General features: G+C 60.8%; 15 protein-coding genes. 10 read left to right on the top strand and 5 right to left on the bottom strand.

What is annotated here, in order from left to right; genetic code table 11:
• Positions 1 to 59 precede the first annotated feature (59 nt).
• From OOZ52_RS04275 to OOZ52_RS04230, 10 genes are all read left to right on the top strand, one after another.
• Positions 60 to 1676 carry a tetratricopeptide repeat protein gene (locus tag OOZ52_RS04275; protein WP_274697267.1) on the top strand — a complete coding sequence of 539 codons (1617 nt, stop codon included), beginning with the start codon at positions 60 to 62 and terminating at the stop codon, positions 1674 to 1676.
• A 157-nt stretch (positions 1677 to 1833) separates the two neighbouring features.
• On the top strand, positions 1834 to 2340 hold the full coding sequence (locus OOZ52_RS04270; RefSeq protein WP_274697266.1) for a YbjN domain-containing protein: 507 nt from the start codon (positions 1834 to 1836) through the stop codon (positions 2338 to 2340).
• 60 nt (positions 2341 to 2400) lie between these two features.
• Positions 2401 to 3216 (top strand): pyrroline-5-carboxylate reductase family protein, encoded by an 816-nt coding sequence (locus OOZ52_RS04265; protein ID WP_274697265.1) that lies wholly within the window; start codon positions 2401 to 2403, stop codon positions 3214 to 3216.
• A gap of 143 nt (positions 3217 to 3359) precedes the next feature.
• Complete coding sequence (locus tag OOZ52_RS04260; protein ID WP_274697264.1) at positions 3360 to 4139, top strand: Bax inhibitor-1/YccA family protein; 780 nt, start codon at positions 3360 to 3362, stop codon at positions 4137 to 4139.
• Positions 4140 to 4300: 161 nt separating this feature from the next.
• A complete protein-coding gene (locus OOZ52_RS04255; RefSeq protein WP_274697263.1) occupies positions 4301 to 5257 on the top strand; it encodes a hypothetical protein in 957 nt (318 codons plus the stop codon).
• A 48-nt stretch (positions 5258 to 5305) separates the two neighbouring features.
• Positions 5306 to 6382 (top strand): Obg family GTPase CgtA, encoded by a 1077-nt coding sequence (cgtA, locus tag OOZ52_RS04250; RefSeq protein WP_274697262.1) that lies wholly within the window; start codon positions 5306 to 5308, stop codon positions 6380 to 6382.
• A gap of 47 nt (positions 6383 to 6429) precedes the next feature.
• On the top strand, positions 6430 to 7563 hold the full coding sequence (proB, locus tag OOZ52_RS04245; RefSeq protein WP_274697261.1) for a glutamate 5-kinase: 1134 nt from the start codon (positions 6430 to 6432) through the stop codon (positions 7561 to 7563).
• Positions 7560 to 8468: an NAD-dependent epimerase/dehydratase family protein gene (locus OOZ52_RS04240; RefSeq protein ID WP_274697260.1), complete on the top strand. Its 909-nt coding sequence runs from the start codon at positions 7560 to 7562 to the stop codon at positions 8466 to 8468. Before proB ends, OOZ52_RS04240 begins: the two co-directional genes overlap by 4 nt.
• Before the next feature lie 105 nt (positions 8469 to 8573).
• Positions 8574 to 9137 (top strand): hypothetical protein, encoded by a 564-nt coding sequence (locus OOZ52_RS04235; RefSeq protein WP_274697259.1) that lies wholly within the window; start codon positions 8574 to 8576, stop codon positions 9135 to 9137.
• Between the two features lie 88 nt (positions 9138 to 9225).
• Positions 9226 to 10422 carry a cupin domain-containing protein gene (locus tag OOZ52_RS04230; RefSeq protein WP_274697258.1) on the top strand — a complete coding sequence of 399 codons (1197 nt, stop codon included), beginning with the start codon at positions 9226 to 9228 and terminating at the stop codon, positions 10420 to 10422.
• A 3-nt stretch (positions 10423 to 10425) separates the two neighbouring features.
• Here OOZ52_RS04230 and OOZ52_RS04225 read toward each other — a convergent pair whose 3' ends face one another.
• Genes OOZ52_RS04225 through cobA form a run of 5 tightly spaced genes read right to left on the bottom strand, consistent with a single transcriptional unit; the run spans position 10426 to position 14334 of the window.
• The gene (locus tag OOZ52_RS04225; protein ID WP_274697257.1) at positions 10426 to 11211 is read right to left on the bottom strand and encodes a phosphoadenylyl-sulfate reductase; all 786 of its coding nucleotides are present in this window, start codon (positions 11209 to 11211) and stop codon (positions 10426 to 10428) included.
• Positions 11204 to 11659, bottom strand: a complete 456-nt coding sequence (locus OOZ52_RS04220; protein ID WP_274697256.1) for a DUF934 domain-containing protein — start codon at positions 11657 to 11659, stop codon at positions 11204 to 11206. Before OOZ52_RS04220 ends, OOZ52_RS04225 begins: the two co-directional genes overlap by 8 nt.
• Entirely contained in the window at positions 11652 to 13286 is a 1635-nt protein-coding gene (locus OOZ52_RS04215) for a nitrite/sulfite reductase (protein ID WP_274697255.1), read from the bottom strand. The genes OOZ52_RS04220 and OOZ52_RS04215 overlap by 8 nt, the downstream gene beginning before the upstream one ends.
• Positions 13286 to 13582, bottom strand: coding sequence for a DUF2849 domain-containing protein (locus OOZ52_RS04210; RefSeq protein ID WP_274697254.1), 297 nt, complete (start codon positions 13580 to 13582; stop codon positions 13286 to 13288). The genes OOZ52_RS04215 and OOZ52_RS04210 overlap by 1 nt, the downstream gene beginning before the upstream one ends.
• Positions 13579 to 14334, bottom strand: a complete 756-nt coding sequence (gene cobA / locus OOZ52_RS04205; RefSeq protein ID WP_274697253.1) for a uroporphyrinogen-III C-methyltransferase — start codon at positions 14332 to 14334, stop codon at positions 13579 to 13581. The genes OOZ52_RS04210 and cobA overlap by 4 nt, the downstream gene beginning before the upstream one ends.
• Between the last annotated feature and the right edge of the window lies 1 nt (position 14335).

The raw sequence follows: 14335 nt of genomic DNA, 5'->3' as shown, positions 1-14335 counted from the left end.
GGCAGATCGTCGATTTTCGTTCTTTCCGGGTTCAGTCAAACATGTATAGGGCGCGGCCAATGAAACGGTCGCGTTCCTATTTTTGTGTCCTTCTGACTGGCGCTGCCAGCCTTGCTATCACCAGCGTTGGCGCAGGTGCCGTGCAAGCCCAGGAAGTCGTGCAGGCCTTGCCTAGCGAAGCGCAGGGAGACCTTTCCAACGCGCTCCAGCGCCTCTCGCGCAATCCCACCAACCTGCGTGCACTCGTCGATGCAGGGAATGCCTCCCTGGAGTTGGGCGATTATGACGGTGCACTCGGCTTCTTCAATCGGGCGCAGCGTGTGGATCCCAATGACGGCGGAATGCTGCTTGGCCTCGCGCAAGTCGCGGTGAGGCGCGGCGAGGGGGCCACTGCCGTTCAACTATTCACCAATGCAGAGAACGCAGGCGAGCGGATGAACCGCGTCGCGGCTGAACGGGGGCTCGCCTATGACCTGGTTGGCAACCATGCCCGTGCCCAGCGTTACTATCGCCAGGCGCTGAGCCAGCGCGAAAGCAACGAAGTCATCCGCCGTCTAGCGCTTAGCTATGCTATTGCCGGTGATGCTGCCGCATCGGAAGCGACCCTGTTACCATTGCTGCAACGGCAGGATCGAGCCGCCTACCGCACCCGCGCTTTTGCGCTTGCCATTCTGGGCCGCGATGAAGAGGCGATTGCGATCACCGAAACGATGCTCCCGGCGCGCCTGTCAGGGAGGCTGGAGCCCTATTTGCGTTACATGCCGCGGTTGACCAGCGCGCAGCAGGCGGCAGCTGCCAATCTCGGGCGCTTTCCGCAGGCCTCGCAGATCGGGCGCGATACGCCGCAAGTCGCTGCTTTGGCCAATTCACGGGCGTCCACGCCTCCAACAGCAACTCCGGCGCAGGCGAACAACGATCGCCTGACGCCGAGCGGGGAGCCGCTTGGACCGCGTTCTGCTGCCACACTGGACGAGAATGGCGAGCTGCCGGCACTTGCAGCCGCAGATACTCCGGCGGTTGAGCAGGCAAACCTCGACGAGCCGACAGGTTTGCCGGATGTGGCGGTGAGCGAAGTCGGGCAATCGCCTTCGCCTGCCGCGAGCGAGCCGGAGGCGGTCGTCGTCGCGGTGCTCGACGAAGAGGCCGATTTTCCGCCGGAAGAGCAGGCACGTCCATCATTCTCCATCAGCGAGCCGGTCGTGCAAACACCCGCCGATCCCTCAGTGGAGGAGGTCATTGCTGCAACCGAAGAACGGACTGCCGAGCAACTCGGTCTGGAAGAAGCCTTCGCCGATTTCGTGCTGCCCGCTGGCAACACCGTCGCTCCGAGTGCTGGCGCGGTGGACATCACGACTATCGAACCGGCGCGCGAAGAGCCTGAACCCGTCGAGCCGCCGCCGCCAGCACACCCCAGCCGCCATTGGGTGCAGGTTGCCACCGGTCAGGATATTTCCGCCTTTCGCTTCGACTGGCGCCGCCTGCAGCGCAATTCGGACGGCCTGCTGGAGGACCGCGACGCTTTCACCGCACCGTGGAACGCAACCAACCGACTGGTGACCGGGCCATTCGATTCGGCCCGCGCCGCACAGAATTTCGTCTCCGAACTGGCCGAAGCGGGCATCGATGCCTTCCGATTCACCAGTTCAGAGGGTGAAGAGGTCCGTCCGCTCGATTGATCGCGCATATCGCGCTCCCCTAGGGCAGCGATGATTTGTGCACATCTTGTAAACAAGCGAGACGAGTTTTGCCCGACCGTTTTGGTCGATTCGATTGCGCAAAATATACCTTACGACGCATTAAGCTTGGCATGGTCATCGCAAGAAAAACCGCCCAATGAATACCGATCGCGCAACGATGGAGCAGGCCGACGATGCGGCTCCCGTCGAAATGCTCACAGCGCTGTTTGAAGCGCATGGCTGGGCTTTCGAGCAAGTCAGCGAAGATGAAGTTACGGTAGAGATTCCAGGTAGTTGGACGACATATCAACTGCGAGCGATCTGGCGGCGTGACGACTGTGTGCTGCAGCTTCTGTGTCTGCCGGAAATTCGCGTGAACGACGGCAAGCGCGCGGTCGCCTATGAGTTGCTGGCGATGATCAACGAGCAGTTGTGGCTCGGCCATTTCGATATCTGGACGCAGGGCGGAATGCTGCTTTACCGGCACGGGTTGATGCTGGGTGACGATGGCATGCTCAGCCTCGACATGGCGCAGATGGCGATCGAATCTGCAGTGGCAGAATGTGATCGCTTCTATCCCGCATTCCAGTTCGTGCTGTGGGGTGACAAGGGCCCGCGCGAGGCATTGGATGCTGCGCTGGTCGACGCCGCCGGAGAAGCTTGAGCTTCAAGGCTTGAGACTTCGCGCCAGTCCCCTACATCCGCTGCAACAGCGGAGACAATCATGAGCACATCAACAGGCCTTGCGGCAAAGATCCTTCTGGTCGGCTGCGGCAATATGACCGGAGCCATGCTGGAAGGCTGGTTGGTTGCGGGATTGCCCAAAGACAGTTTCACCGTGGTGACGCCGACGCGTGAAAGTGTGCCAGGCGATGTCGAACTGCTGCGCGAAGTGCCGGAGGATCGCCAGTTCGATGCCGTGCTCCTCGGTTTCAAACCCTATATGCTCGGCGATATCGCTCCCACGCTGCAAGGCGTAACCGGACCGGGTACAATCGTGCTCTCTGTGCTCGCCGGTGTGCAGCTGGATGTGCTCCGCAAGCATTTCCCTGACGCACAGGCGGTCGTGAGGGTCATGCCCAATCTCGCCTGCGCGCTCGGCAAGTCGCCCGTTGCACTGGCCGAAGAAGGGCTGGAAGACGAAGGGCGCGATGCGATCTTTGCTTTCCATGAACCGCTGGGAACGCCGAGCTGGGTGGGAGAGGATCGCTTCGATCTGGTCACCGCGCTTGCCGGTAGTGGCCCTGCATTCGTCTACCGTTTCATTGATGCACTAAGCGTTGCAGCCGTGCGACTGGGGCTGCCCGATGATCAGGCCCGTGAACTGGCGGTTGCCATGACGGAGGGTGCGGCTGCGCTCGCACAACAATCCGACCATGCTCCGGGCAAGCTTGCGGACATGGTTGCCAGCCCCGGCGGCGTGACGCGCAAAGGCATGGACGTGCTTGATGATGGCGAAGCATTGACCCAGCTGATGACCAAAACCCTGCGCGCCGCGCGCGACCGCAGCGTCGAAATGGCGAAAGAAGCACAAGACTAATCAAGCTCTTGCACGGGTTTTGCTGGTTAATGCGCGGCTTACCGCATTTCCCGCGGTTTCCCTTGAAAATTGGCGCATTTGTGCCGATATTACTCCTGATCCGGCCCACTATGGGGTGGCCGGGTAAAAGGAGTTTTGGATACATGGCAGAATGGAACGACAACCAGACCCGGCAGGGTTTCGGCACCGCTCCGGGCCAAGCGGGTGATGTGCAGAGCCGCACCAGCTTTGACGCTGGCCTGCGCAAACACATGCTCTCGATTTACAACTACATGGCTTCGGGCGTGTTGTTGACGGGTCTTGTCGCTATGCTTCTGGCGCGCGCCGGAATGGTTTCGGGCGCAGTTCTCATGATCGGCTCTCTCGGGTCGCTGGGAATTGTCTTCGCCATGAGCTTTGGCCGGGACCGTTTCTCGACAGGTACTTTGCAGGCAATGTTCTGGGCTTACGCGGTGTTGATGGGGATGGCGATTTCGTACATTTTCATCGTCTACACCGGTCCTTCGATTGCGATGACTTTCTTCGCGGCTGCTGGCGCTTTCGCCGGACTGAGCCTGTGGGGCTATACCACTCAGAAGGACATTTCTGGCTGGGGCAGCTTCTTGATTATGGGTGTGATCGGCCTGATTCTTGCTTCACTCCTCAACATCGGCTGGGCGTTCTTTACAGGCGCACCGATCTCGGGATTGGATCTCGCAATTTCGGCGCTCGGCGTGCTGGTCTTTGCTGGTCTGACCGCATATGACACGCAGCGCCTCAAGCATGAATACTTGGCGATTTCGCAGATGAAGATGACCAACCCAGCGGTGGCAGAAGCCTATCCGATGGGCAAATTGGTCATCATGGGTGCGCTCACCCTCTATCTCGATTTCATCAACATGTTCCTGTTCCTGCTGCGCTTCATGGGCGCTGCTCGCGAGTAGGACCTGATGCGGCTCCACTGGTCGCGTCAAAGATTCACTTGATCGTGCCCGGGGTGCATATTTGCACTCCGGGCATTTTCTTTGCCCGCCGCACGCGATAGTCAGACCAGCTTAAGGGACGAGTGGGAACATTGGCCCCACACAAGGGATTATCGCGAATTATGGAAACGCCTCCGGTCACCATCCGATCGATTGAACGCCAGACTCCGGGTAATGGGCGTCTGGCTGCCAAGACCGTCGTGGTTTGTGCAAGTGCTGCTTTGCTGGCGGCCTGTGCAACACCGCCACCGCCGCCACCGCCGCCTCCTCCACCGCCTCCGCCGCCGGTGGTGGAAACCATCCCTTATCGCCCCGTCCCGCCCCAGCTTGCTTCCTATCGCATGGAAATTCCGCGCAAGGATGCGTTTGGCAACCGGATGACGATCAACAGCGCACTCGGCCAGGATGAAGCCGTGTGGCACTTCCGTTCGGGCTGGAACGTGGCAGCACTCAATTGCACGCAGGCGCAGTATCAGCCGGTGCTCGATACCTATGCGACCATGTTGCGTTCGCAGGCGAGCGTTCTGAACGGTGTGAATAGCCGGCTGGAATCACGCTTCCGCTCCGATGCGGGGGGCAACCGTCGTGCAGCAATTCGCCTGCGGGAATCGCATTCGACAGAGTTGTACAACTATTTCGCGCTGCCTGCCGCGCGTCGTGAGTTCTGCAATGTCGCGCTGACCCTCGCCAATGAATACAACACTGCGCCGCCTGCCGATTTTGCGACCTTCGCGGTGAATGGTCTTGCCCTGTATGAAGTGGCGTTTGAACGGTTCTATACCGCCTATGAAACCTACGAGGTTGACTCGGCCGCTTGGGATGCCCGCTACGGTGCGGAATACGGCCCGTCGCAGCCTGGCTGGGTCGCGTTGTACGGAACGCCCGCACAACAGGCTGCTGCCGGCGTACAGAACTTCAATACGACGCCGGTCGAAACCGTGGTTGTACCCGACACGGAAACCGGTGCTGCAATCCCTGTAATTCCCGTCGATGAGAGCGATACCGGCACGCCCGTGGTCCAGCCTCTGCCCGACGAGGAGATCGTGCTGCCGCCGGAAGAGGACGGCGCCGCACAATAGCGCAATCGAACAGGTGCATATGGCCGCATTCTGCTCTAAGGGGCGGCCATGCATTTTCTGGATCAAGCCAAGATTTTCATGAAGTCCGGCGCGGGCGGCCCCGGAGCTGTCAGCTTTCGGCGTGAAAAGTACATCGAATTCGGCGGACCTGACGGCGGCAACGGTGGCAAGGGCGGCGATGTCATCATGACGGCGGTGCCCGGCCTCAATACCCTGATCGACTTCCGCTACGCCCAGCATTTCAAGGCCAAACGTGGCGGCCACGGCATGGGTAAGGACCGCTATGGCGCAGGTGCCGACGATCTGGTGATCGAAGTGCCTGTCGGCACGCAAGTCCTGTCCGAAGACAAGGAAGAGGTGATCGCCGATTTTACCCACGAAGGGCAGAGCATTGTTATGCTCGAAGGCGGAATGGGTGGCCGCGGCAATGCTTCCTACAAAACTTCGACCAACCGCGCTCCGCGTCAGCACCAGCCGGGTGAACCGGGTGAGGAAATGTGGGTCTGGCTGCGGCTGAAGCTGCTGGCGGACGTGGGTCTTGTAGGCCTTCCCAATGCAGGAAAATCGACCTTTATCAATGCAGTATCGAATGCTGGTGCGAAAGTGGGTGACTATGCCTTCACCACGCTGATCCCCAAGCTGGGCGTTGTCCGCCATAAGGGGCGCGAATTTGTGCTCGCCGATATTCCGGGCCTGATCGAAGGCGCAGCAGAGGGGGCCGGGATCGGCGACCGGTTTTTGGGCCATATCGAACGGTGCCGGGTGCTGATCCACCTGATCGACATATCAGGCCTGGGCGAGACCGACCCGGTCGAGGCTATGCGCATCGTTGATGGTGAACTGGAAGCCTACGGCGAGGCGCTGGAGGAAAAGCCCACACTTGTCGTCCTCAACAAGATCGATCTGGCGGATGCCGAGCTTGCGGAAGGATTTGCCCAGGAACTGAAGGCCGCAGGCGCCGAGAGGGTCTTTGCGGTGTCCGGCGCGACAGGCGAGGGTATCGAGGAACTCATGGACGCGGTGCTGGGTTACTTGCCCGGACGCACCATGACCGAACAGCCCGACAGCATGCCCGATGAAGGCGGCGAAGAGGGTGACGACGAGGGGGGCTGGTCCCCCATCTAGTGGCAGGTGTCGCCATCGATTGACCAGGAAAACAGCCTTTCCAACCCATGCCTATTCAAAGCCTCCTCGATTTCCGTGATCCGGACGTTTGCAAGCGGATGGTGATCAAGATCGGCAGCGCGCTGCTGGTCGACAACAGCGGGCGCGTAGAGGTCGAGTGGCTGCGCACGATCGTCAACGAGATCTGGACCGCGCGCGAAATGGGCATGGATGTGGTCGTGGTCAGCTCCGGCTCGATTGCCATCGGCGCCAAGCAGCTTGATTTCGAGCAGGGCGGACGGCGAACGCTGGCAGAGGCACAGGCGTCTGCTTCGGTCGGACAGATCGAACTGGCCAGCGTGTGGCGGCAGTTGCTCGCCGAACGCGGGTTGGTCGCGGCGCAAATGCTCCTGACGCTCGATGATTTCGAAAATCGCCGCCGTTACCTCAATATTTCGGCCACGCTCAGGCGCCTGCTTCGAAGCGGCGTGGTGCCGGTGGTGAACGAGAATGACACGATTGCCACGGGCGAGATCCGCTTTGGTGACAATGATCGGCTGGCCGCACGTGTGGCCCAGGCGTGCGAAGCCGATGGTGTGATCCTGCTAACCGATGTCGATGGCCTGTATGACAAGCATCCTGACGAGCCCGATGCAGAGCGGTTGGACGAAGTGGATGGCGTGACGCAGGAAATCCACGACATGGCCGATGGCGGCTCGAGTTCGGGACTGGGCTCGGGCGGCATGACAGCCAAGCTGCTTGCCGCAGAGATTGCGGAACGGGCGGGCATCGCGCTCGCCATTCTCAACGGCAAACCGGAAAACCCCATCGCCCGCGCGATGGCCGCGCAGGCTGGTACGCTCTTCCTTCCGCAAAGAGACGAGACAGGTCGCAGGGGATGGATCGGCGGACGCATGCGCTTTGCCGGATCGATCAAGGTAGACGATGGCTGCGTGCAGGCCCTTCGGAACGGTAAAAGCGTGCTCGCGGCGGGCATTATCAATGCCGAGGGTGATTTCGACCGTGGCGATATCATCCCTGTCTATGACATCGCCGGGAATCTGGTCGCCAAAGGACTGGTAGAGTATGACGTCTCCGATGTGGAGGCGATCATGGGCAAGCAGAGCAACGAGCAGGAAGCTATTCTCGGCCATGCACCGCGCTCTGCCGTGATGCATCGAGACCATCTGGTGCTGATGTGATCATTGCCGTTACCGGAGGCACGGGCTTTGTTGGCCAAAGCGTTCTGGAAGAAGCGGTAAGACGCGGCATCGCTGTTCGTGCGCTGACGCGCAGATCCCAAACGCCAACTGACGGCATCACGTGGGTCTCAGGCGATCTGCAAGATAAGGCAGCATTGTCGGAACTGGTGCGGGGCGTTGATGCTGTTTTGCACATTGCAGGCGTGGTCAACGCGCCGGACAAGGCCGGCTTTATGGCGGGCAATGTTGAAGGCACCCGCAATGTCTGTGATGCTGCTCGCGATGCGGGCGTCTCGCGGATTGCCCACGTGTCCTCGCTCGCCGCACGCGAACCGGGCCTGTCGAACTATGGCTATTCCAAGCGAATGGCGGAGGAAGTTGTGCAGGTCAGCGGGCTTGACTGGACGATTGTCCGCCCGCCCGCCGTCTACGGCCCGCGCGACACCGAGATTTTCGAGGTGTTCAAGGCTGCGCGCTGGCGCTTTGTGCCCATGCCGCCGTCGGGACGGGCATCGATCATCCATGTCACCGACCTTGCCCGCTTGCTGCTTGCCGTCCTAGATCCGGCAAGCGATACCTTCGGCCGGATTTTCGAACCCGATGATGGAACACAAAACGGCTGGGCACATACAGACTTTGCGCGCGCGATCGGCCGTTCTATGGACAAGAATGTCTGGGCGCCCAATGTGCCGTCCTTCCTGTTGCGCGCGGCAGCGAAAGCGGACCGGCTTTTGCGCGGAAGTAAAGCCAAGCTAACGCCCGACCGCGCCAGTTATATGGCGCATCCCGACTGGGTGAGTGCTCCTGAAAGGGCCGTTCCGAAGGCGCTTTGGCAGCCTGAAGTTACGGCGCGGGAGGGGCTTGCGCAGACCGCCAAGTGGTACGCTGACAATGGCTGGCTGTAAGCAGTCGAGAGATAATTGACGTGAAGCCTTGTCATCACCCGTTCATTTGGTAGGGTCAATGCACGGTTTCGGAACATGAGTTCCGCAGATCATTAGGGGGAAAAAATGGCAAAAAGAGCAAAACCTGTCTCGCGTCGTTCTTTCGTGGGCCTGGTGACCGGTGCAGCAGCGGCATCACTTGTCAGCTCGCCTGCTTCGGCACAGCGCCGCAGCGGAGTGACCGACAGCGACACGGGTACCTATGCTGATCCGGCTGGAAACGGTCGTGGTCAAACCGGTGTTACCGATAGCGATACGGGTTCAAGCGCAGATCCGGCTGGCAATGGCCGTGGCAGCTATCGCAGTGGTGTGACCGACAGTGACAGCGGCTCCAATGCCGATCCGGCTGGCAACGGTCGCGGCAGCCGCAGTGGCCTGACGGACAGCGATTCAGGTTCCAATGCGGACCCTGCAGGCAATGGCCGTGGCAGTGGATCGTCCGGCGTGACAGACAGCGATACGGGCTCCAACCGCGATTGTGCGGGTAATGGCCGTGGCAATCGCACCGGTGCGACAGACAGCGACAGCGGCGGTTCGTCTGATCCGGGTGGCAATGGCCGTACTGGCCGCACCGATAGCGATCCAACCGACTCTGTCGGCTATGGCCGCGGTCGGGGCACCTGCTCCTAAGCAGCAGACACAGTCCTATTGTAATAGGGCGGGAGCGGGCATCGCCTTCTCCCGCCCTTGTTCGTTTTGAAGAGGCAAAACCGAATTCATGACCTCCAGCCTTTCTACCAAGGCGGCGCTTGAGCTCCTGATCGCGCCGCTCTCGCCCGAAGAATTCTTCTCCGAATATTACGAGCGCAAGGTGCATCACAGCCGCCTGAAGCACGGCGAAGTGGCTGATCTGCTGAGCCTCGAACGGATTGACGAGATCATAGCCGATACGGAACTTCCCGCGACGGCCATCAATATGGCGAAGTCGGGTGAGGGGCTTGCGAACAGCGAGTACACCTTCCCCAATGGCGCGGTGGATCGCGGGGCAGTGCTCGACAATTTCCGCGACGGGGCCACGATCATTCTGCCGCAGCTGCATTTTGCCGATCCCAAGTTGTACGCGCTGTGTCTTGCGCTGGAGCAGCAGTTCGGTTCGCGCGTGCAGACGAATGTCTATCTCACCCCGCCATCCGCGCATGGCTTTGGCATTCACTACGACAATCACGATGTCTTCGTGATCCAGATCGCAGGGGCCAAGGAATGGGAGATCTACGGCGACCGCGATGGCCTGCCATTGCGCGGGGAGGGTTTTCAGAAGGGCGTCGATGAAACAGGCCCGCTAAAAGAGAAATTCGTGCTGGAGGCGGGCGAGTGCGTCTACGTGCCGCGCGGTACCGCGCACCGCGCCCCCAATCACGGTGACGAGCCGAGCCTGCATATCACCGTCGGCATCCTGACCCAGACATGGGCCGAATTCATGCTGGAGGCGGTGGCAGAGGCGAGCCTGCGCATACCTGAAATGCGCCATTCCTTGCCGCGCGACCTGTATTTCTCCGATGAGCAAGCGCGCGAGGGGCATGCGACCCAGTTCGCGCAGCTGATAGGTGAAATCGCGCGCAAGGCCAGCTTCGATGCGACCCGCTCCGCCTTTTCTGGCAACTTCGTGCGCGCGCAGGGCCCGCAATTGCGCGGTGCCTTGCTGGCGCTTTGCTCGGGAATAGATGCAGACACGGTGCTGCGCGTGCGCGAACATATCCTCTACAGCATGGAGACTGTGCCCGGCGAAGAGGGGGACGAGCACCAGATCGTCCTGTCCGGCGCGAGCATCCCGCTATCGGCAGAGCTTGCTGCTCAGCTACCCGAGAAGATTAGCGCGGGCGCTATGCGCAAGACGGATTTCACGGTCTCTGATGCCGAGGAGTTGGACGATGTGCTCGCCACGCTCGTGGCGTATGGACTGTTGTTGCCCGAATAGGGCTTATAGGAACGGTTCGTAGCCCGGCGGCAGGCTGTCGCTCTTCCCATTAGGGTCGTTCGGCGAGTGAATTCCGCACTCGGTCTTGTCCCAGCCACGCCAGCGCCCAGCGCGCGGGTCTTCACCGGGCTTAACCGGCGACGTGCACGGCGCGCAACCGACCGAGAGGAAGCCCTGCGCCTCCAGCGGGTGGCGCGGCAAGTCATGCTCTGCGAAGTAGGCTTCGAGATCGTCCTTCACCCAATCACCCAGCGGATTGACCTTGAGGCGACCCTCTTCGACTTCAAAGCGGGCGATGTTCTCGCGGGTTGATGACTGGAACGCCTTGCGTCCCGAAATCCACGCATCGAGCCCGGCCTTGGCCCGCGCCAGTGGTTCGACCTTGCGGATCGCGCAGCAGCCATCGGGATCGTAGGACCAGCGAAGACCTGTCTCATCCTTGGCGGCGAGGACTGCCTCGTCCGGCGTAACAACCTGGCTGTTGGTGAAGCCAAACCGCGCAATCAGCTCTTCACGATAGGCAAGTGTTTCGGGAAACATCTTCAGCGTATCGACGAAAATCACCGGAATGCTCGCGTCGGCCTTGGCCACCAGATCGAGCAACACAGCGCTTTCGGTCCCGAAGCTTGAGACGACGGCGACACGCCCCAGCGTGCCTTCGGCAAACAGCGCGCGCAGCATTGTCAACGCGTCGACACCATCGAAACGCGCGTTTAGCGCATCGGCATCTGCCTGCGTGAATGCAGGGCCGGTGTCGATCACATCGAGGTTGCGCACGGCTTCACCCATGACGCAGCTTCCAGATCGGCTCCCGACCGTCAACGGTGGGCTGATAGACGTTTTCCCAGCGCGCGAAAGCAGCCTCGGCGTCCGCTTCATCCAGCGCCTTCTCTGGTGCGAATGCGTCGAAACCGCAGCGGCGCATATAGGCGATCTGGTCGATCAGAATGTCACCCACCGCGCGCAATTCGCCGGTGTATCCATGCTCGCGAAGCAGGCGCGCAGACGAATAGCCGCGGCCGTCACCAAAGACCGGAAAATTCATTTCAATCAGCTTGATACGCGCCAGATGTGGCAGCAATTCTCGCGCATCATCGCCAGGCTCGATGCGCACGGCACTGGCGTCTGCCTGCGCCAGGAAGGCATCGACGGTTACCTGCGCGCTGTCGCTCGGCTCATCTTCGCGGAAGCGGAATTGCACCTCATCGCGGCCGGTTCCCAAATCGGTATCAGCCATAAAGCGCCTCCTTGAATGTATCCATGCCGACACGGCGATAGGTATCGAGGAAACGCTCGCCATCCTCGCGTTGGGCGAGGTATGTGTCGGCAACTTTCTCGACTGCGTCGACAATGCCCGTCTCGTCAAAACCGGGGCCGGTGATCTTGGCGAGCGAGACGTCTTCCGCTTCGCTTCCACCGAGCAGGAGCTGGTAATTCTCGACACCCTTCCGATCGACGCCAAGGATACCGATATGGCCCGCATGGTGGTGGCCGCATGCATTGATGCAGCCCGAAATCTTGAGCTTCAGTTCGCCCAGTGCATCGCCCTTTCCAGACGCGGCAAACCGCTCCGAAATCTGCTGTGCGATGGGGATCGAACGCGCGTTGGCAAGCGAGCAGTAATCAAGGCCGGGGCAGGCGATGATATCGTCAATCTGATCCAGATTGGGTGTGCCGAGACCAGCCGCCTCCAACTTCTTCCAAAGTTCATAGAGTCGCCCGATCTCGACATGCGGCAGCACCACGTTCTGCGTGTGCATCACGCGCAGTTCGTCGAAGCTGTATTCCTTGGCGAGGTCCGCCATCAGGTGCATCTGCTCTGCTGTCGCATCGCCGGGGATTCCGCCAACGGGCTTCAGGCTGATTACTGCCGAGACATAACCAGCAACTTTGTGCGGAGTGCAATTGCGATCGATCCACAGGGCGAAGTCCGGGTCTGAACGATCGGCACGATCCGTCAGGTCGGTCTTGAAATCCGGGTCCGCGAAGCAGCCTTTGATGCGCTCAAGCTCTGCCAGCGGCGGTTCCACGCCCTGATTGAGCAGATGCGCGAATTCTTCCTCAACCTGCCGCGCATATTCTTCCGCGCCCATTTCGTGGACGAGGATCTTGATGCGCGCCTTGTACTTGTTGTCGCGACGGCCGTAGCGGTTGTAGACCCGCAGGCACGCCTCGGAATAGGTCACCAGTTGGTCGAGCGGTACGAATTCGCGGATCAGCGGGGCGATCATCGGAGTGCGGCCCATGCCGCCGCCGACGTAGAATGCCGCGCCCAATTCGCCCGCACCATCGCGAACCAGACTGATGCCAATATCGTGCAGGCGCATGGCCGCACGGTCTTTTTCAGACGCGATAACCGCGATCTTGAACTTGCGTGGAAGGTAGCTGAATTCTGGATGGAAGCTCGACCACTGTCGCAGCAATTCGGCGTAAGGTCTTGGATCGACGATTTCATCCGCAGCGGCACCGGCAAAATGGTCGGACGAGATATTGCGGATGCAGTTTCCGCTCGTCTGAATCGCGTGCATTTCCACCTTGGCGAGGTCCGCCAGAATGTCCGCCGCATCTTCCAGCTTGATCCAGTTGTACTGGATGTTCTGCCGCGTGGTGAAGTGGCCGTAGCCCTTGTCATACTTGTCCGCGATATCCGCCAGCGCGTGCATCTGACGCGAATTGAGCGTGCCGTAGGGAATGGCAACGCGCAGCATGTAGGCGTGGAGCTGCAGGTACAGCCCGTTCATCAACCGCAGCGGCTTGAACTGGTCTTCGCTGATTTTGCCTTCGAGGCGACGACGCGCCTGATCGCGGAACTCTTCCACGCGCGCATCGACCATCGCCTGATCGTATCGATCGTACTGATACATCAGATCACCCAATCCCAGCCGCGCTGTTCGGCTGCTTTGTATCCAAGGTCTGGCCGCACCGTCGGGCCGAGCGCGCGGACGCGGTCCTTGATGTGCGCGGGGCGGGGGCCGTCTTCAGTTTGCACGGCGTCGATGGCGTATGGCGCGTTGACACGGCGAGCTGCTTCCTCGCGCGCAATGATTGCTTCGGCTTCGTCCGCCGCATCAGCTGCATCGGTGATGTGGAGCGACCAGTTCTGACCATCCCACCACACGACAGCGCCGCTTTTCAGGTCATTTCCGGTGAGAATCTTCATGCTACAAACTCCGCAAGCATCTCTGCGACGGAAGCGTTGGGCCGCGCAGTAACGTCGCCAATGATGATAAGGGCAGGGCTCTTTACCGCCTCCACCTCAACCAGATCGGGAAGCGCGGCGAGAGGCCCGCGCAGGACGCGCATTTCCGGACGGCAGGCGTTTTCAACGACGGCGAGTGGCATGTCCGGTGCGAGGCCATCGGCCATCAGCTTTTCGGCAATCTGCGGTGCAGTCTTCACGCCCATGTAGATCACCAGAGTGCGGCCAACGCCGGCTAGGCCTGACCAGTCCTGATCGGACAGGCCCTTGCACTGACCTGCAACGAAACTGACGACGCTTGCGGCGTCGCGATGTGTGAGCGGGATGCCCGACGCGGCCGCTGCGCCGTTGGCCGCCGAGATACCCGGAACGATTTCAACGCGCACACCGGCGGCATGGGCCTCTTCCATTTCTTCACCGCCGCGGCCGAATACAAAGGGGTCGCCGCCTTTCAGCCGCACGACATCGTGGCCTGCCTTTGCCTCGCGGATCAGCAGCGCGTTGATGTCATCTTGCTGAAGGGTGTGTCGGGCACGCTTCTTGGCCACCGAGACGAGCTTGGCTTCGGGCCTGGCCATGTCGAGGATCGCCGGATCGACGAGCCCGTCATGCACGATAAGGCGTGCCGATTCGATCAGCCGCGCCGCGCGGAGGGTGAGCAAGTCAGGATCGCCCGGGCCTGCGCCGACCAGATAGATTGTGCCGTTTTCCATG

The sequence above is a fragment of the Aurantiacibacter sp. D1-12 genome (assembly GCF_028858515.1).
In the GTDB taxonomy this organism is placed as follows: Bacteria; Pseudomonadota; Alphaproteobacteria; order Sphingomonadales; family Sphingomonadaceae; genus Alteraurantiacibacter.
The sequence above is the reverse complement of the archived record's forward strand: the minus strand, read 5'-3'. Positions and strand labels throughout refer to the sequence as shown.